The organism is Salmonella sp. A1325, assembly GCF_056991255.1.
Genome location: NZ_JAMLWO010000002.1, coordinates 149,231 through 166,956 on the forward strand (window position 1 = coordinate 149,231; position 17,726 = coordinate 166,956).

Annotated in this window: 18 protein-coding genes; 3 read left to right on the forward strand and 15 right to left on the reverse strand. The window is 45.0% G+C overall.

Features of this window, described 5'->3' with window-relative positions:
* Position 1: 1 nt before the first annotated feature.
* Genes orgB through prgH form a run of 6 tightly spaced genes read right to left on the reverse strand, consistent with a single transcriptional unit; the run spans position 2 to position 3,725 of the window.
* Positions 2-673: a type III secretion system linker protein OrgB gene (gene orgB / locus NAZ64_RS04645; RefSeq protein ID WP_000916655.1), complete on the reverse strand. Its 672-nt coding sequence runs from the start codon at positions 671-673 to the stop codon at positions 2-4.
* The gene (gene orgA / locus NAZ64_RS04650; RefSeq protein WP_001591231.1) at positions 630-1,229 is read right to left on the reverse strand and encodes an oxygen-regulated invasion protein OrgA; all 600 of its coding nucleotides are present in this window, start codon (positions 1,227-1,229) and stop codon (positions 630-632) included. The genes orgB and orgA overlap by 44 nt, the downstream gene beginning before the upstream one ends.
* The gene (gene prgK / locus NAZ64_RS04655) at positions 1,201-1,959 is read right to left on the reverse strand and encodes a type III secretion system inner membrane ring lipoprotein PrgK (RefSeq protein WP_000621238.1); all 759 of its coding nucleotides are present in this window, start codon (positions 1,957-1,959) and stop codon (positions 1,201-1,203) included. The genes orgA and prgK overlap by 29 nt, the downstream gene beginning before the upstream one ends.
* Positions 1,956-2,261, reverse strand: coding sequence for a type III secretion system inner rod protein PrgJ (gene prgJ, locus NAZ64_RS04660; RefSeq protein ID WP_000020431.1), 306 nt, complete (start codon positions 2,259-2,261; stop codon positions 1,956-1,958). Before prgJ ends, prgK begins: the two co-directional genes overlap by 4 nt.
* 18 nt (positions 2,262-2,279) lie before the next feature.
* Positions 2,280-2,522 carry a type III secretion system needle filament protein PrgI gene (prgI, locus tag NAZ64_RS04665; protein ID WP_001143113.1) on the reverse strand — a complete coding sequence of 81 codons (243 nt, stop codon included), beginning with the start codon at positions 2,520-2,522 and terminating at the stop codon, positions 2,280-2,282.
* Positions 2,523-2,546: 24 nt separating this feature from the next.
* Positions 2,547-3,725: a type III secretion system inner membrane ring protein PrgH gene (prgH, locus tag NAZ64_RS04670; RefSeq protein WP_483640879.1), complete on the reverse strand. Its 1,179-nt coding sequence runs from the start codon at positions 3,723-3,725 to the stop codon at positions 2,547-2,549.
* A 315-nt stretch (positions 3,726-4,040) separates the two neighbouring features.
* On the opposite strand from prgH, the gene hilD reads away from it, so the two are divergent.
* From hilD to iagB, 3 genes are all read left to right on the forward strand, one after another.
* On the forward strand, positions 4,041-4,970 hold the full coding sequence (gene hilD, locus NAZ64_RS04675) for a transcriptional regulator HilD (protein WP_076727066.1): 930 nt from the start codon (positions 4,041-4,043) through the stop codon (positions 4,968-4,970).
* Between the two features lie 1,089 nt (positions 4,971-6,059).
* Positions 6,060-7,721 carry a transcriptional regulator HilA gene (gene hilA / locus NAZ64_RS04680; RefSeq protein WP_001120085.1) on the forward strand — a complete coding sequence of 554 codons (1,662 nt, stop codon included), beginning with the start codon at positions 6,060-6,062 and terminating at the stop codon, positions 7,719-7,721.
* A 17-nt stretch (positions 7,722-7,738) separates the two neighbouring features.
* Positions 7,739-8,221: an SPI-1 type III secretion system invasion protein IagB gene (gene iagB, locus NAZ64_RS04685; protein ID WP_000558930.1), complete on the forward strand. Its 483-nt coding sequence runs from the start codon at positions 7,739-7,741 to the stop codon at positions 8,219-8,221.
* Positions 8,222-8,274: 53 nt separating this feature from the next.
* On the opposite strand, the gene sptP is transcribed toward iagB, so the two are convergent.
* The 9 genes from sptP to sicA all read right to left on the reverse strand — a co-directional run bounded on the left by sptP (position 8,275) and on the right by sicA (position 17,599).
* The gene (sptP, locus tag NAZ64_RS04690) at positions 8,275-9,906 is read right to left on the reverse strand and encodes an SPI-1 type III secretion system effector GTPase-activating protein SptP (RefSeq protein ID WP_483640880.1); all 1,632 of its coding nucleotides are present in this window, start codon (positions 9,904-9,906) and stop codon (positions 8,275-8,277) included.
* Complete coding sequence (gene sicP, locus NAZ64_RS04695; RefSeq protein ID WP_001748715.1) at positions 9,893-10,285, reverse strand: chaperone SicP; 393 nt, start codon at positions 10,283-10,285, stop codon at positions 9,893-9,895. Before sicP ends, sptP begins: the two co-directional genes overlap by 14 nt.
* Before the next feature lie 26 nt (positions 10,286-10,311).
* On the reverse strand, positions 10,312-10,572 hold the full coding sequence (locus NAZ64_RS04700) for a hypothetical protein (protein WP_072206347.1): 261 nt from the start codon (positions 10,570-10,572) through the stop codon (positions 10,312-10,314).
* A gap of 43 nt (positions 10,573-10,615) precedes the next feature.
* Positions 10,616-10,864: an acyl carrier protein gene (locus NAZ64_RS04705; protein ID WP_001055579.1), complete on the reverse strand. Its 249-nt coding sequence runs from the start codon at positions 10,862-10,864 to the stop codon at positions 10,616-10,618.
* Between the two features lie 18 nt (positions 10,865-10,882).
* Positions 10,883-12,940, reverse strand: a complete 2,058-nt coding sequence (gene sipA, locus NAZ64_RS04710) for an SPI-1 type III secretion system effector SipA (protein WP_115285721.1) — start codon at positions 12,938-12,940, stop codon at positions 10,883-10,885.
* 18 nt (positions 12,941-12,958) lie between these two features.
* Entirely contained in the window at positions 12,959-13,990 is a 1,032-nt protein-coding gene (gene sipD / locus NAZ64_RS04715) for an SPI-1 type III secretion system needle tip complex protein SipD (RefSeq protein ID WP_023202215.1), read from the reverse strand.
* Positions 13,991-14,060: 70 nt separating this feature from the next.
* Complete coding sequence (gene sipC / locus NAZ64_RS04720; RefSeq protein ID WP_000909019.1) at positions 14,061-15,290, reverse strand: SPI-1 type III secretion system needle tip complex protein SipC; 1,230 nt, start codon at positions 15,288-15,290, stop codon at positions 14,061-14,063.
* Between the two features lie 27 nt (positions 15,291-15,317).
* A complete protein-coding gene (sipB, locus tag NAZ64_RS04725) occupies positions 15,318-17,099 on the reverse strand; it encodes an SPI-1 type III secretion system needle tip complex protein SipB (protein WP_220569668.1) in 1,782 nt (593 codons plus the stop codon).
* Positions 17,100-17,101: 2 nt separating this feature from the next.
* Entirely contained in the window at positions 17,102-17,599 is a 498-nt protein-coding gene (gene sicA / locus NAZ64_RS04730; protein ID WP_000386309.1) for a SycD/LcrH family type III secretion system chaperone SicA, read from the reverse strand.
* Positions 17,600-17,726 lie beyond the last annotated feature (127 nt).

Sequence of the window (17,726 nt, forward strand, 5' to 3'; positions counted from 1 at the left end):
TTTACAATGCTTGCGTTTTTGTCTTCCATTCATCAATAAGTGCGTTAATGGCGTTATCAGAAATCGTCCGGCAGTCTTGTGGAAGTTCATCAAGATGATGCTTAATGACGCCTACTGCCGTTTCAACAAATTGTTCAGGTGAAAATTCTGCGATCTGATCGCCGCAACTCATGATAAAGCGCTGTTCCTGATGATATTTAAGATTAAAAGTGCCAGGCCAGTTCTCCATAAGCAACACCATCAGTTTTTGGTGATCTTTTTTCGCATTAACTGGTAGTGTTAAAAAAAGTTGCCCCTCAGGCTTATCGAAATCCCTCAGCCACTCATCCAGGACGGTTAAAAGCGTTTCGGGATGGTCGACTGCAGCTGAAAATAACTCGCGGGCATAAATCTGTATTTTTTCCATCCACTTCCAGGCCATTGTCTGATTATCAGTAAGATAAGCGGCGACCTGCTGTAACGCGTCTATCATTCCCTGCTCGTAACCTTCCTGATAGGCGTACATCCGCAAGGTCTTTGCCTCTTCTTCCGCCTCTCGCAAAATACGCTTAGCCCGTTGATGCGCCTGCTGTTCTAATCTTTCAATAGAGAAATAACGTTCCAGCGTTTTACGCTTTATCAGTATCCCCTCAACAGGCGAAAGCGGGGACGGAATTGGGATATTTTTGAGCATATTGTAAGGCCAGTAGCAAAATTGACATTTCTACAGCATCCTGCTTCGATGCCTCCTCAATAAATGGAGGAAAAAGCAAAGGAAAACGCTGTGCTAAAGATTCAGGTAAAAATTCATTCAGGGCATTTAACTGTGCATACCCGACGCTAAGTAAAAACCGGTGATTCGGCGCCTTATTGCAGACAGATAAACTTGTTCCCTGATGCATTGCCAAAAATGCTTGCGCCCAATCCGGCAGGCCAAGCAAGGCTCCCTGCCTTGCCAGATCGGCTCTCAGTTTATGGCAACCGAGTAAATACGCTACTTGCGGCAGTCGGCGCCACTGACGCAGCCACAGCTGCGTCAGTGAGTTTTGAATACACTCCTTTTCTCCGTTCTTAAGCCGCCATGCCGCCAGTATTAACTCATTTGCCGCCGCCCTGGCGGCGGGTCTGACAATCATTTCCGGCGCTATCTGCAACCGCTGAGGATGGATATACGATAACGGATCAAAAATGATTCTTTGCCAGATAATGGGTAATGGCTGCCTATTCATTTGACGATTTCGCCTTATCATCAGCCGTTATGCCTTTCTTATTGCGGGCATAATGGTTTTTGTAATACCAGACGCCAAAGCCTGCTGACATCACGGATAACAAAATAATCAACACAATCCAACTGGTTGCAAAAGAATTACGTTTTACTGGTGTGCCGGGAGCCTGTAATTGGGCATCAGAACGTTCTGACAACACAACAGAAATGTTGTCATAATCCACATCGGCAAAACTATTCTTTAAGAAACGCTTGATATCGCTGATCTGATGCGCAAGCGGCGAACCTCGTTCATATACGGCTAATGCCGACAGATGAACAGGTTTTGGCGGACGGCCATTTTCACCAGCATCAATATCATAACTAATATGGACCCTGGCGGAGAGCACGCCCTCCATCGTCTGTAATGACTGTTCCAGTCGCTGTTCAATAGCCGAATATAACCTGGCCTTTTCAGCTCGCGGAGAGGATACCAGCGAATCCGCCGGGAACATCTGCGCTATTTCCACCCGTGGCCGGGGAGGAAGCTGATAAGTTTTAATCCAGTACACCGCAGCGGTAAAATCAGGCTCAGCAACGGTAATGCTATAGCCCAATTTTCCGCTATCAATTTTATTCGCCTCTATATTGTGCATTTGCAGAACGGCAATGACCTCATTAGCCTGTTCCTGGTCCAGTCCTTTTAAAAGATCCTTATCCTTACAGCCGGCAAGGGTCATTACCAGCAGAAAGGTATATAGATATCGACGAATCATGAGCGTAATAGCGTTTCAACAGCCCCGACTCCTTTACGAGTAAGGGTACTTACCATAGAAACATACAGGTTATAATCTGAAATCATCTCTTGCGAAATAGCCAGCTCTTTAGGATCCGTCACCAGATTAGGGTCCTCAATCCTGTTGGTAATCGTCTGTTTATCCACAGCCGTGGCAATCGCCGAACCAGAAAAAGCCTGGAGTAGCCGGTCATCCAGCGAGACAATGTCCGTTTCCATAGACCTGATATTGACCGCCTGCCCTATAACGGCATTCTCAGGGACAATAGTTGCAATCGACATAATCCACCTTATAACTGATTAACGGAAGTTCTGAATAATGGCAGCATCAATATCCTTAAAGACTTTTACCGTGTTCGATTGCGCGTTACGGTACAAGTTATATTCCGAGAGCTTACTCTGATACGCCGCCAGTAGCGCCGGATCGGAGGGTTTTGCTGCTAATTTATCCAGCGCCTCTGTTACCTGCGTTTGTAGATTATCAACGCCTGTATCAAATTTTGCTGAAACTTCATCCAGATAGCCTGACCAAGGTGTTGGCATAATGACTTCCTTATTTGCGTTAAATTAAAGTGGGCTTGGGAAATACCAATGGCCTGGGCTCATTTTGATATAACCTTCCGCCCCGTACTGAAATGAGCGTCCCTTGAGCCAGTCATCTTTTAATTCGATCGCAAACTGCACATAGCGTCCTCCCCATGTGCGGTAATAGCTATCGACAAATTGACGAGCTCTGAGTATTTCTACATCATCGAGCGCCCCCTGAATAACAAACGTTACGCCCCCCTTATGATTCCTGCGGGAATAAGGTAACGCCTGCTGTTTTAGCCCCGCTTCCGCCTGGCCTGCTGCGGTAACATCGTCCATCAACGTGATGTTGACCGAATCCGCGTAGGGCATTAGCGCTCTCAGCTTTTGACTTAACACCTCGAGCTCTTTCTTGCTCATCGTGTTTCGCTGGCGGCTTAGCCAGAAAACGGGTTTACGCGGCTCATCGAAATGAAGCCGATAATAAGCCAGCTGCGGATAATAGGTATCCAGCCAGGTAGAGATACGCTTATTTTCTTCGTTTTCGTTAATCACTCGCGCATTTTTATCATAATCGCCCCTCGCTAAAACCTGACGAGCCCACAGCGTATCTCTTTCATTTTGCGCAGCGACATAGAGCATTTTGTCCCGTCCTGGCAACACCTGAAAGCGCTCCTTCTCCTGCCCCAATAACGAATCGAGCTCTGCGGCCTGCCGCTGCGGCGAGTTAAGTAACCATAACGTCCCCACCGTCCCAATTCCCAATATAAAAAACCCGGCCAGTGCTGCTACAATTCCGTTTTTAAAACGCGGCTCGTTCTTTTTTGCAGACGTTTCTAACTTCTCAGGCTGCTCGGGCACCCACGGCTCGCTTTCCGGGCGAATCAGGATAAGCAATTCACCGACCTGTATTGGTGTATTTAATTGCACCGAACGAGATTCAGAATTTCCTTCTTTCAGCTCATGGAGTATAATTTCGGTCGCATCCGTATCCACCTGGATTTCAAAATTTACTCCGCCATGGTCCAGCGGGATAAAAAAGCTATCGGCAGGTATATCAGGGAGTTGGCCTGAAGCAGTGAGCGCATCACTCTGACCTACCACAAAGAGTGTTCGGCCTGTCAGCAATGGAAACTCACAGCCGTTCAGTGAGCTGTTAAGTAATCGAACTATGTATGGCCCTGGGCTTGTTATCGTCTTCTCTTTTGATGTTTCCATATATACTGTTAGCGATGTCTGTCGTTCTCGATAGCAGCAGAGTACCGCACAGGACACAGGGATTCCTGATGAAAATAGAATGAAAAGTGAGAAATAAAATCAATTTATTCTGTATAATGCGTCTCAACACATATTAAAAGAACCATCATCCCCATTGGGGCTTAAACTACTGTAGATAAATTACCCAAATTTGGGTTCTTTTGGTGTAACAATCAGACCATTGCCAACACACGCTAATAAAGAGCATTTACAACTCAGATTTTTTCAGTAGGATACCAGTAAGGAACATTAAAATAACATCAACAAAGGGATAATATGGAAAATGTAACCTTTGTAAGTAATAGTCATCAGCGTCCTGCCGCAGATAACTTACAGAAATTAAAATCACTTTTGACAAATACCCAGCAGCAAATTAAAAGTCAGGCTCAGCAGGTCACCATCAAAAATCTTTATGTAAGCAGTTTCACTTTAGTTTGCTTTCGGAGCGGTAAACTGACGATTAGCAATAATCATGATACGATTTACTGTGACGAACCTGGGATGTTGGTGCTCAAAAAAGAGCAGGTAGTTAGCGTGACGCTTGAAGAGGTCAATGGCCACATGGATTTCGATATACTCGAGATACCGACGCAACGACTTGGCGCTCTCTATGCACTTATCCCAAACGAGCAGCAAACCAAAATGGCGGTACCCACAGAGAAAGCGCAGAAAATCTTCTATACGCCTGACTTTCCTGCCAGAAGAGAGGTATTTGAACATCTGAAAACGGCGTTCTCCTGTACGAAGGATACAAGCAAAGGTTGCAGTAACTGTAACAACAAAAGTTGTATTGAAAATGAAGAGTTAATTCCTTATTTTCTGCTGTTCCTGCTTACTGCTTTTCTCCGACTCCCGGAGAGTTATGAGATCATCCTTAGCTCAGCTCAGATAACGTTAAAGGAGCGCGTTTACAACATTATATCTTCGTCACCCAGTAGACAGTGGAAGCTTACGGATGTTGCCGATCATATATTTATGAGTACGTCAACGCTCAAACGGAAACTTGCAGAAGAAGGTACCAGCTTTAGCGACATCTACTTATCGGCAAGAATGAATCAGGCAGCAAAACTTTTACGCATAGGCAACCATAATGTTAATGCTGTAGCATTAAAATGTGGTTATGACAGCACGTCCTACTTCATTCAATGTTTCAAAAAATATTTTAAAACTACGCCATCGACATTCATAAAAATGGCGAACCATTAACATTTTTTGTATCTGTCACTCAAGTAAAGATTTTTATTAAAATTGTAATAATTTAAAATTCAGACTGCGCATTAACACGCTATATCAGGATGGGAGGCTATTCAATATCATTGTTCTGTCAGGAAGACAGCTTATACTGATATCTCTGGTAATTTAAAGTAAGGCTGATTATATAACACGATTTTTGTGAACTTGTCATCGCTATGATGACTGGTAAATCGATATTGCCTTATTCACAGCGTAACAATCCATCCAGATGACACTATCTCCTTCCGGCTTTAACCCTGTGGATTAAGGCCGGCATTTTATTCATATTTATACATCATCCGTTCCCTCTGGGAACTATTTGCCTGAACGGTCTACACCGAAACAGTCACGCTTGTTAGCTTCTGCCTGGCATACCTCTTCTCTTCCTCCTGATATCGATATAATGCCTGGGGGACAGCCTGAGGATGATACTGCTCATAACCCTCCTGCCTTTTGACTTTATAGCTGAAGGGAGTAAAGAAAAGACGATATCATTATTTTGCAAAAAAATATAAAAATAAGCGCACCATTAAAAATGGTCTTTCATTTATATTTTGACATCTAAGACAAATTACACTCTTAAACTTTCAACGAATGGTCATTTAGTGGAAACCTTCGAGAAAAATAGTTCTGATGGTGTAATTATCAGACCATTAACCATGAAGATATAATAAGCAGCATTTACACCCCAAAAAAATGCAGTAAGATAGCTACAAAACTAATCTCTATAGCAATGAGGCCAAGTTAAATATGTAAATATTTAGATGCCCGGCGCTGCCCCTCTCTGCACCAGGATATACGGCAGCGTCCATTCGATAATCACGGTTAGTTATAACAATATTATTACCAACATGTCAGTTATTTAAAGCACAGACATAAGCTAAATAATCAAATGTTAAAAACATATAAACCCGAGCCCGTAGAATATGACATTAAGCTCATAATAAAAGCTCAACCTGACCGTTAGTACTAATAGCAGAATTACTGAAACCGTAGATTCTATCCTAACGACTTGTATTAACTATTATAACTTTTCACCCTGTAAGAGAATACACTATTATCATGCCACATTTTAATCCTGTTCCTGTATCTAATAAAAAATTCGTCTTTGATGATTTCATACTCAACATGGACGGCTCCCTGCTACGCTCAGAAAAGAAAGTCAATATTCCGCCAAAAGAATATGCCGTTCTGGTCATCCTGCTCGAAGCCGCCGGCGAGATTGTGAGTAAAAACACCTTACTGGACCAGGTATGGGGCGACGCGGAAGTTAACGAAGAATCTCTTACCCGCTGTATTTATGCCTTACGACGTATTCTGTCGGAAGATAAAGAGCATCGTTACATTGAAACACTGTACGGACAGGGCTATCGGTTTAATCGTCCGGTCGTAGTGGTGTCTCCGCCAGCGCCGCAACCTACGACTCATACATTAGCGATACTTCCTTTTCAGATGCAGGATCAGGTTCAATCCGAGAGTCTGCATTACTCTATCGTGAAGGGATTATCGCAGTATGCGCCCTTTGGCCTGAGCGTGCTGCCGGTAACCATTACGAAGAACTGCCGCAGTGTTAAGGATATTCTTGAGCTCATGGATCAATTACGCCCCGATTATTATATCTCCGGGCAGATGATACCCGATGGTAATGATAATATTGTACAGATCGAGATAGTTCGGGTTAAAGGTTATCACCTGCTGCACCAGGAAAGCATTAAGTTGATAGAACACCAACCCGCTTCTCTCTTGCAAAACAAAATTGCGAATCTTTTGCTCAGATGTATTCCCGGGCTTCGCTGGGACACAAAGCAGATTAGCGAGCTAAATTCGATTGACAGTACGATGGTTTACTTACGCGGTAAGCATGAGTTAAATCAATATACCCCCTATAGCTTACAGCAAGCGCTTAAATTGCTGACTCAATGCGTTAACATGTCGCCAAACAGCATTGCGCCTTACTGTGCGCTGGCAGAATGCTACCTCAGCATGGCGCAAATGGGGATTTTTGATAAACAAAACGCCATGATCAAAGCTAAAGAACATGCGATTAAGGCAACAGAGCTGGACCACAATAATCCACAAGCGTTAGGATTACTGGGGCTAATTAATACGATTCATTCAGAATACATCGTCGGGAGTTTGCTATTCAAACAAGCTAACTTACTTTCGCCCATCTCTGCAGATATTAAATATTATTATGGCTGGAATCTCTTCATGGCTGGTCAGTTGGAGGAGGCCTTACAAACGATTAACGAGTGTTTAAAATTGGACCCAACGCGCGCAGCCGCAGGGATCACTAAGCTATGGATTACCTATTATCATACCGGTATTGATGATGCTATACGTTTAGGCGATGAATTACGCTCACAACACCTGCAGGATAATCCAATATTATTAAGTATGCAGGTTATGTTCCTTTCGCTTAAAGGTAAACATGAACTGGCACGAAAATTAACTAAAGAAATATCCACGCAGGAAATAACAGGGCTTATTGCTGTTAATCTTCTTTATGCTGAATACTGTCAGAATAGTGAGCGTGCCTTACCGACGATAAGAGAATTTCTGGAAAGTGAACAGCGTATTGATAATAATCCGGGATTATTACCGTTAGTGCTGGTAGCCCACGGCGAAGCTATTGCCGAAAAAATGTGGAATAAATTTAAAAACGAAGACAATATTTGGTTCAAAAGATGGAAACAGGATCCCCGCTTGATTAAATTACGGTAAAATCTGAGAGAGGAGATATGCATTATTTTTTTATCATCGTAATCTGGTTGCTTAGCATAAATACGGCATGGGCTGATTGCTGGCTTCAGGCTGAAAAAATGTTCAATATTGAATCCGAACTACTTTACGCTATCGCCCAGCAGGAATCAGCCATGAAACCTGGCGCCATTGGTCATAACCGAGATGGTTCAACCGATCTTGGCCTGATGCAAATTAACAGCTTCCATATGAAAAGGCTGAAAAAAATGGGGATTAGTGAAAAACAGTTGTTACAGGACCCCTGCATTTCTGTCATTGTGGGCGCATCCATTTTATCAGATATGATGAAAATCTACGGTTATAGCTGGGAGGCCGTTGGCGCTTATAATGCCGGGACGTCACCGAAACGATCGGATATAAGGAAACGTTATGCTAAAAAAATTTGGGAGAATTACAGAAAATTAAAAGGGATGTCAGCAGAAGAGAAAAACAAAAGACTTTCTATCGCGGTAAACAAATAATTATACAGAAATAGCTTACTTTCAGATAGTTCTAAAAGTAAGCTATATTTTTATCAGCTTGCCGTCGTCATAAGCAACTGGGCTTGCATTGCTTTTAGTTGTACAAACTGTGAGGCGTCTTCCAGCATTCTATTGTTCCGTGAATCCCGGAAATCTGCACGTACCTGCTCCAGATTACTATGAGGATTATCCTTAAGTACAAGAGCCGCCGCCATCGTTCCGGTTCTCCCCACTCCACCCAGACAATGAATCATCGGTAAATGCTTATCTGATGAACTACGCCCCGGCGCGCCATTTTGGTTACTATTTTTCACCCTATCCGCCAGGTATTCTAACTGATCAGTAGACGGTAACGGCTGGTGATCTGGCCAATTTTTCACATGCAATACCGGGATTGTATACTGCTTTTCCCCGCAGGACAGGTGCATATTGTATTGGTCTATCGCTCCTCCCTGACTGGCTGAGCTCACTTTTTGGCTGTTGGTATGCACCTCGCCAAAGGTGTAGCTCCCTCTGAAATAGGCTGGTAATTGTTTTGCCTGCATCTGATCTTCCGACGTTAACACCACCAGGCACGAGCATTCTTTTTCAAGAAGCATTTTCATATGCGCTTCCAGCGCGTCCGGCGTATTTTTTGGGTACGAACCGGCTAATGCCACAGGCTTACCGTCAAAAGTTAACGTATTCACTGGCACAGGCATTCCATCGCTCAGTTTCACCTGGGTTTGCTGATTAATTGGAATGCTGCTGACCGCAAACCGTGCCAGGCCCAGTGTCGGTCCGCTCATCGTCTGTGGCATTGACGCGCCGGCTTCTATTTTCTCAAGTTCAGCTGTAACGTTTTTCAGTTCTTTAGCAATAACGTGAATTTTTTTTACAGCCTGGGTTAATTCATGAGTAGAGGCTTTATCAATCCACCTCTCAACCTCTCCCCCACAGGTTCCCCATTGTGAGAACCGGGCTACACCTACCTGAATATTTGTTAACGTTGTAACATAATCATTAAGTTGTTTAGCCTCTGGAATTTTATTTAAATTCTGTAAATTCGTCATTAATGAACGTAGCGGGCCGTTACCTGAAGCCATCTCCTGGAAGTTTTCTCGCAGGCTATTTCCATCCATTTGTTCCAGTTGCGGTAATGTTCGTTTAAGTCCCTTTAGCGCGATATCGAGTAAAGGTTGCTTACTTTCTGCTCCAATATCGTTATTTTTTTCTGCCACTTTTGTATCGCCGCCTTTTATGACTAAAGCGGCATTCCGGACACCAACATTATCCTTTCTCTTAATAAGGTTTATAAACCCTTCGTCAGCAGCTTTTACACACTCCGTGATCTGCACTGCTAAACGTTGGGTAAGGGGTTTGTTCATATTTATACGGGACATTAACAGTGCGTCATTAACCGCTGTTTCCCCATATTTTTCCGTTAGTGCCTGGAGAAATGTCTGTAAAATCTTTTGATCCTGTACTCTGATATTTTCCGTATGTTTTTGCACCACTTCAGTGTTTTTAAATAACGGCATTTTTCCAAGCCAGGTTAATACTTTTGACGAAAATTTTTCAGGCGCAACATATGCCTTATCAGTATTTTCCTTAGCAATATAAAGTCGGGCATCATTCGACACACCAACTTTTGAAAACGAAGACAACGTTAAATTATTCAATTTTCTCTCCTCATACTTTAGCATATTCCTGCAGTATGTTTTTGAGCGCTTCCTGCTGATTCACAAATGACTCAAGCTGCGATATAATATGGTAAGTATTTGTCAGATCGGTAATTGCATGTATAAACAACAACGTCTCTGCGGCATCAATATACGCTAACGTACCTTCATTATTCGCAGCCAGTTCACCATTAATCACCATAATCTGCCGCCAGATAGAATCGCCACAAAAAGGCGATAACGGTATAATCATACCGTTCAATAACCAGATATCATCTTTAGCTTCAATAGACGTAAAAATATCGCTATCGAGTAGTAATAAGCACTGATTGTTGTCGTCAAAAGTGAGCGGTAAACCCAATTTTTCACCAATATTAGCGATAATATCCTGGTGTGCTTGCAATTTACTTTCCTCTTGAATTATATCTTTTATAAGATTGCTTCTTCAAATTTAATCTGGTTACACAATGACTTGATACTTTTTCGCGCCCATCGCCGGGCGCAATATTTCTCTCCTTTAATCCAGTAGAATAGCCATTCACTACGCATCGGAACACATATCAGCAGCTCCTTCGGATCATTTTCAACATGACGTAACTTGCCTTTAATAACAAAACGCGGACTGTCAGCAATATCATCATATATTGCAGCCATACCTGAACCGGGTACTACGTGTGTGATGATTTTCATAACAATTAATCTTGTTCAATTGTTGTCGAGCGAGAGAAAAATACTACACCCTGGACTCAAGACTTTTTTTAACAACACGGCATATATCCGCAAAGGTCGTCATATCCGGAAGATCGTTTTCATTACAACTAATGTCAAACTCCTCACTAAGACCAAATACAATATCAATTAAATCCAATGAGTCAGCGTAAAGATCCTCAACCAGATGGGTCTGACCATTGATACTATCAACATCAACGGCAATACAGGAGGTGATCACTTTTTTGACTCTTGCTTCAATATCCATATTCATCGCATCTTTCCCGGTTAATTAACGCTGCATGTGCAAGCCATCAACGGTAGTAATAACCCGATCCACGCCAGGTTTATTCAGGTATGACTCGTAAGCCGGGCCAGCTCGCCAGCTACCGTCTCCGATAAGGCCGTCCAGCACATTACTTAACACATAGTCAGTTTCCCCTTTTTGCCTGGTCAACCCCGCCTCTCTGGCAAACTGCAGTGCAATCTCAGCCAGTTTTTCTTTTTGTGGATGATGAGTAATGACCTCTTTGAGCGTATCCATTTTCGCTTTCAATTCTGGGTGCTTGTCAATATCGCTACATTGCGCTTTCAACGCTGCACTCTTTATCGTGTCATTGGGTAATATTTCCGCACGCAAGCCGTCAAACGCTCTGCGTACAGGAAACGGTGTGGAGGTATCCGGCTCCAGCGCTTTACGTATCACACCCAAAAACGCCTCACGGGCGTTGAAATGCATTGAATGCATATTCGTAACGCTCGGTACCGTTGAGAGGAAACTATTTTGCTTAAACTTCAAACCAGAAAATGGGCCAGTCTTATCTGTCTGGCTATTATCATTATCGGTCGTACCAGCTTTATTACCTGTAATTACCGTCGAGTCTGATTGTAAGGTATCGATTTTAACATTCTCGACGCCAGCCAGTTGACCGGCAAGCGGCTTCACATTCACAATCTCTGCCGTCTGGCTTTGCTGTTTATTATCATCAACGCCGTGCACCGTGGCCTGTACCGGCTTGCCGATAATGTTCTTGCTGGTTACGCCATCAACTTCATCAAAAGAGGGTGTTTCACCCGTAGTGCCCTTTTCTGACGTGACCACCTTTCCATTTTTACTTTCGGAAGAAGCGTTGGTCACAGCCTCTGCCGTCGCATGAGCCGTGATGTCAATTTTACCTGCGATGCCATGGTCAATTGCCCCTGTGTTGGCGCTGTGTGCCGTCTCCGTTTGATGCGTAGTCGAATCCACACGCGAATGACTATGGCTTACGTTACTGCTGTTAGTCGAATGGTGTGACTCGCCATGGCGTTGGCTGTTATCAATAAATGTTCGGCTATTATCAATCGTCTTCCGGCTATTATCATGGTTGCTATTATCGATATGGCGCTGGCTATTATCGACATGGCTTCGGCTATTGTTAATATGCTTACTGTTATCCACGCTATGGTTACTGCTATCAATATTAATATTGATATTAATACCCGTAGGTTCTGCTTTTTTCCCACCATCAGGTACTGGTCCAGCCGCAGGTTCCGGAATTTTAGGGTCGGGCAGTTTATCTGCAGGAATTTGTGCAAAAACATTACGTAGCAGCAGGGGTATCAACGTTTGCATTTCAAGGTGCCGGGCTTCCCGTCCTACGCTGGTACCCTGCTCTTGCGTTAATTTTTGGTGGCACATATCAAGCGCCTCAACCGCCTTCGCCGCCGCTTTGTCAACAAGCTGCGTAAGATTGCTGCGGGTTAACGGATCCAACGTACAGCCAAAGTTATGTTCAATGCAGCTGGCAATATAGGGCATCACCTCCTGCATAACAAAATGCGTCGATAATTTACTTAATTCACCGCCAGTGTTATTTTTGATGATATCTAACAGCTGCTTTTCCAGGTTTTCCAGCTTCGCTTCCGCTTTCTTTGTTTCTGGCATCCATGGCCCAAAAGCTGACTTTTCTTTCAGGCCATCTTTTATGATTTGCGCGGTATACTCTGCCCCCACCTTCATTAGTAGCGTCTTCGCCTCAGGAAAATCACTGGTGGCGTTGAGCGCTGAACGAAAGAGCCCGGCAAACTCCATTATCGCTTTCTTACTGGCGACATTATTTGAATTAGTAAAAACTTCTTTTAACGCCTCGGCGTCTTTCCCGCATTTAAACAATGCATCCAGACTCGCCTGTTTGGTCAGCGCGGGAAAATCTTCCAGTTGCGGGCCTTTAATTTCCCCTGACAGCGTCGCTGTGGCACTTTCCCTGACTGCGGAAAGATTCGCCGCAAGATTCGTGGCCTGTGTTTTGATCTCGGTCTGCATACCTGGCATTATGACGGGAGGCTGAATCCTTACACTTGTAACCATTATTAATATCCTCTTCTGTTATCCTTGCAGGAAGCTTTTGGCGGTTTCCAGGCTGCTACTTATCGTACTGCTCAGCACTTTTACCAGGTTGTCGTATAATGAATTGGCATTACTATATTTTTGCGTCAGCGTCTGTAATGTGGTTTTCATATTTTCTTCCTGCGCTTTAAAACCCGACTGCCAGGCTTGATATTTGGCGTTATCCATTTCGAGTTTTGAATCTTTTCCCGGCGCGCCTAAACCACCAATATCCTGAACCATTTTTTGTAATGGCGTCAGATCAACGGTGACGACATAACCGGATCCATAAGATTTCAGGCAGCTATTCGGCAAATTCAATTCACTGAGCCACTGTCTCGCTTCCGCTTCAGTAGCTACTTTAACGCCGCTGCCTGACTGCGCTGGAAATAAAACGGTATTACTGTTTATTTGATTATATTTACTGACTAAACTGTTTAAATCATTTTTGAGTGAGGTAACATCTAGCTTAACGGTATTACCGTCCTTACCTGGTAATAACCAGCCTCCCATTTTGGACAGAATGTCACTGAAGGCCTGATAAAAATCGGTATAGACTGCGACAACGTTTTCATAAACGCCCAGATAGCTGTCACCGATCGCCGATATATTTTGGGAAACCATATCCCAAATCTCAGCATCAGAAATGGTTGTTCTCGGCTGCGCCATAGGCGAAGCGCTAAATAAGGCCGACGTCGGCGCAGAAAACGCGCTCCGCAGGTTCTCATTTTGTTCTGCGGATAATGACACGCCAGACTTCGCCAGCGCATTCAGGCTGCTGGTCAACTGCTGGCGCGCCAGCGTGCGCTCGTCATTATTCTCTTCAGAGATCGGTGGCGTTGACTGCAGCGTCTGCTGTGCCTGCTGGATTTTAGTAGCCGCCTGCGATAATGAAATGATATCTGTACCGCGATGTTCTGTGGTAGACGGTACCACGGCAGTCTCGACGTGCTCGCTCGCCGAGGGAGTCTGCGGCCGTTCGGCAACGATCCCCGGATGAGGAGAAGCGGAATAATTTTGAATATTAAGCATAATATCCCCAGTTCGCCATCAGGAGCGCGATTAAATCACCCCCATGATGGCGTATAGATGACCTTTCAGATTAAGCGCGAATATTGCCTGCGATAGCAGCGAGTGCGGATGCTTTCGACTGGTTAATGCTCTCCATTGTTTTCAGCATTTCCTGAATCAGGCTGGTCGATTTACGTGAACTTTCACGGGCTTCGTCCGATGCAGTGCTGGCAACCCGGTTATTCACCTGGCTAATTTGCTGCTCGGAACGTTCCTGAGTAGCGGCGTACTGCCCGGACGCCCCTGCAATACCACCGACCGTGACCGAGTTCTTCATAATCAGATCGCCCGTCATCTGCATCTTGCGCGCATCGATTCGGGTCATATCCATGGTATTCTGCTCAAGACGAATATCGGATTCGACAGACTCAAGACGTTTCGACAGAATAGCCTGATGTTCAGGGGAGATTTGTTTATTACTGTCTTTAATACCCAGACTTTCCGTGGCGCTGGTTCCGGCATTAGATTTAAGCGTCGCATCATTAAGATTTTTCGTCGCATCGGTACCGGTTTTCTTCATATTTAACGATTTCAGAGAATCGACGCCTTCAGCACCGAGTTTGACGCTATTCTGCCCGTTCAGCACGTTTTTAATACTGTGGCTTTCAGTGGTCAGTTTATCGATCTTCGCGGCATTATGTTTAAGCGCGCCTCTTTCATTCTGCAGCCCCTTATATTCCAGTTTGGCGCCCACGCCAGTGATCCCCAACTGAAGCGCGCTCTGGGAAATACTACCGGACAACGCATTCATCCCTTCGCGCATCATGGAGCTTGCCGTCGTTTTAGCTGCATCAAAACTGACTAATGACAACTTACCAGACAGTTTGCTATCAGCCTGGTTCAACGTCAGCATTAACGTATTCGCGGCAGCCAACAGCGCAACGGCACTGGAAGACATTCCGCTAATATCAAAAAACTTTCCGACTTCTGCCTGCTGCTCGCGTAACTGGGTTTGCACAACCTCATTCGCTTTAGTCGTGACATTATTTGCCAGGGCATTCAAATCCTGATTCATGTCGGTATTTTGAATACTGGCTTTTAAAAAGGACGTGATCGTTCCGGGGGTTTGCGTTAATACCCCTGGCGCAGGCGCGCTCAGTGTAGGACTCAACCCCAGGTCACTGACTTTACTGCTGCTAATACCAATACTATTCAGAATATCTTTAGCGCTAACGGATTGCGAAGCTGTCTGTGAACTATTCTCAACAGAATGATTATTTAAATAAGCGGCGGGATTTATTCCCACATTACTAATTAACATATTTTTCTCCCTTTATTTTGGCAGTTTTTATGCGCGACTCTGGCGCAGAATAAAACGCGAAGCATCCGCATTTTGCTGTACCGCAGAAGACATGGCTTTTTGCAGTTCCGCCGTTACCTTCTGGTTTTCACCAAATATTTCTACGGATTGTTTAAGCCACTGCTGAATCTGATCCATGGCAAAACGGGCGAGCATAAAATCAGCAAGCGCCTCGCTGGCATTTTTAATAAATACGCCCTCGGCAACACCACCGGCTGACTGGGCTGCGGTATTCGTGACTTCCATGCCCAACGCCACTTTATTTAGGGTATTACCTACCAGCTCTTTACTTAAGGCATTCGTTTGCAGGCCCATCTTGCTACCCACATTACCCAGGCCGCTAGTAATACGTTGCATCCCTTGGGTAAAGAGTTTGCTGCCGTTTTGTGCCAACTGTTTCAGCACGTTAGGCACCAACTTCTTAATCGTTTCGCCCATCATTTTGCTCAGCGCGTTACCCAGTTTCGCCGCCGCGCCTTTCCCGACAACTGCGACCACCACAATGACCGCTACCATCGCAATAGCGGCAACAATCGCACCAACAATGCTGCCTGCCATCTCTGCCGTTTTCTTATCGACGCCTAATCCTTCCAGCGCTTTGGTAATCGCCTTGCCAATCAGCTCCATTAACGGCTTCAGCACATGCTCCATAATCGGGTTTAGCGCCTGCTGAATAAACGACACCCCCGTCGCCGCCTTCACAATTTCATCGGCCACCATTACCGCAAGTCCCACCGCAGCCAGCGCCAGACTCGCCCCACCGGTAAAAACAGCGGCCACAACGCTGACAATGGTTAGCAGCGCGCCGAGGACTTTCCCGATACATCCCATAATGCGGTTCGTTTCCTCGGCTTTGCGCGTCTCTTCCTGGAATTCAGCCGATTTCTTTTCCATCTCCGCCTGACGCCCTTCCTGCAAGGCGTTGAAAAGCGCAAGATCGTTTTGCAGGCTTTCTTCCGTATTTTTGCCCACAATCTCAATAAACATGGCCATGAGCATTGTGAGGCGGGCGACATTTGACAGATTATCCTGCTCCCCCTGGGAAACCTGATTCTGAGAGGCGGCATTAGCCGTTCCCTGGAATTTGGTCAGAATGTTATCCGCTTTCTCGGCTTTCGCTTTGGCGTCTGTGCCTGCTTTAACCGTCGCATCCGTGGCCTTATCTAAGGCCTCTTTCGCCTCTGTCGCTTCTTTTCCGGCCTGTTCTACCGCGGCTTCAGCTTGTGCATAGCCGGGGTCAGCCGGGTCCAGCGATTGCAATTTATTTTGCGCCTGCGTCAGTTTTTTGGCCGCAGCGTCATAAACACTCTTGGCGGTATCCGTCTTTTTGATGCTGGCCTCATAGAGATCCGTCGCCTCCTGAGCCTCTCCCAGAGCCATCTGGAATTCTTTCGATACCTGAATCCCCATCTCTTTTTGTGACTCAATCATCGCCTGCCATACCGCCAGACGAGACTCCAGTTGAGACAGCGAAACATCGCCCAGTAGGGTCATTAACTTGCCAAGCAGTAATGTCAATTGCCCTTCGCTGGAGAGTTTTTCCCGGGCGGCGTCCGTAGGCGGCTTTAGACCCACCGTATTAATAGCGCTCTCGCCGGACTTTGTTCCGGCTTTAAGGTCGCCCGCTTTCGTTGCCACCACATCTTTAAAAGCTTTATCCGCCGCTTTTAAAAAGTCCGTGTTCTTACGAACGCCTTCAAAAGCCGCCTCAGCGAGGCGCGGATTTTGGGTATATCCGCTACGGCTAATGCTACTTGCGTCATTTACCATAATTATTCCTTTTCTTGTTCACTGTGCTGCTCTGTCTCCGCCGTTTTTAGCGCCTCCAGATAGACCAACGCTTTTGCCCGCAGAGACTCATCTTCAGTACGTTCATTGACAAGTTCAAAACACTGTCTGGCTTTTGCTGCCTTACGCATTAATAATTGACATTGCCCGGTAAAAAAGACGGGGCGATAATCATTTTTAAGTAACGTAAACGCTACTGCATAAAGGTCACATGCTTTCTGAAATTGTTTTTTCAGTTGGCATACCGCCGCCAGTCCCATGGTGTAATCGGGATTGTAAAAATCATAAATGCATAAGAAACGAAAGAACGTCTCAGCTTCATCCAGTCGTCCCTGGTTATAAAACTCATAAGCATGAGCATATAAACCGTCCATCATATCTTGAGGGATCCCATGAACGTCTTTTAGCGTGGCGCCTTCACTAACGGCATCCCAAATCATTTCCGCAACACGTTCTTCGCTGACATTATTTTGATAATCCATTACTTACTCCTGTTATCTGTCACCGACTTTGTAGAACTTAACGACTGCGTTTATCTGATGCAGTTATTAAACCCCGACGGTGGTTAGTGAACATTCAAAAAACGCCCAATGAATACATCGCTACTGC

What these genes read in the sequence shown, in the direction of transcription:
- prgJ (WP_000020431.1), bottom strand. Translation starts at nt 2,261, where the DNA reads ATGTCGATTGCAACTATTGTCCCTGAGAATGCCGTTATAGGGCAGGCG.
- NAZ64_RS04705 (WP_001055579.1), bottom strand. Translation starts at nt 10,864, where the DNA reads ATGAATATGGATATTGAAGCAAGAGTCAAAAAAGTGATCACCTCCTGT.
- sipA (WP_115285721.1), bottom strand. Translation starts at nt 12,940, where the DNA reads ATGGTTACAAGTGTAAGGATTCAGCCTCCCGTCATAATGCCAGGTATG.
- sptP (WP_483640880.1), bottom strand. Translation starts at nt 9,906, where the DNA reads ATGCTAAAGTATGAGGAGAGAAAATTGAATAATTTAACGTTGTCTTCG.
- NAZ64_RS04700 (WP_072206347.1), bottom strand. Translation starts at nt 10,572, where the DNA reads ATGAAAATCATCACACACGTAGTACCCGGTTCAGGTATGGCTGCAATA.
- prgK (WP_000621238.1), bottom strand. Translation starts at nt 1,959, where the DNA reads ATGATTCGTCGATATCTATATACCTTTCTGCTGGTAATGACCCTTGCC.
- hilD (WP_076727066.1), top strand. Translation starts at nt 4,041, where the DNA reads ATGGAAAATGTAACCTTTGTAAGTAATAGTCATCAGCGTCCTGCCGCA.
- prgH (WP_483640879.1), bottom strand. Translation starts at nt 3,725, where the DNA reads ATGGAAACATCAAAAGAGAAGACGATAACAAGCCCAGGGCCATACATA.
- sipD (WP_023202215.1), bottom strand. Translation starts at nt 13,990, where the DNA reads ATGCTTAATATTCAAAATTATTCCGCTTCTCCTCATCCGGGGATCGTT.
- orgA (WP_001591231.1), bottom strand. Translation starts at nt 1,229, where the DNA reads ATGATAAGGCGAAATCGTCAAATGAATAGGCAGCCATTACCCATTATC.
- iagB (WP_000558930.1), top strand. Translation starts at nt 7,739, where the DNA reads ATGCATTATTTTTTTATCATCGTAATCTGGTTGCTTAGCATAAATACG.
- orgB (WP_000916655.1), bottom strand. Translation starts at nt 673, where the DNA reads ATGCTCAAAAATATCCCAATTCCGTCCCCGCTTTCGCCTGTTGAGGGG.
- hilA (WP_001120085.1), top strand. Translation starts at nt 6,060, where the DNA reads ATGCCACATTTTAATCCTGTTCCTGTATCTAATAAAAAATTCGTCTTT.
- sipC (WP_000909019.1), bottom strand. Translation starts at nt 15,290, where the DNA reads ATGTTAATTAGTAATGTGGGAATAAATCCCGCCGCTTATTTAAATAAT.
- prgI (WP_001143113.1), bottom strand. Translation starts at nt 2,522, where the DNA reads ATGCCAACACCTTGGTCAGGCTATCTGGATGAAGTTTCAGCAAAATTT.
- sicA (WP_000386309.1), bottom strand. Translation starts at nt 17,599, where the DNA reads ATGGATTATCAAAATAATGTCAGCGAAGAACGTGTTGCGGAAATGATT.
- sipB (WP_220569668.1), bottom strand. Translation starts at nt 17,099, where the DNA reads ATGGTAAATGACGCAAGTAGCATTAGCCGTAGCGGATATACCCAAAAT.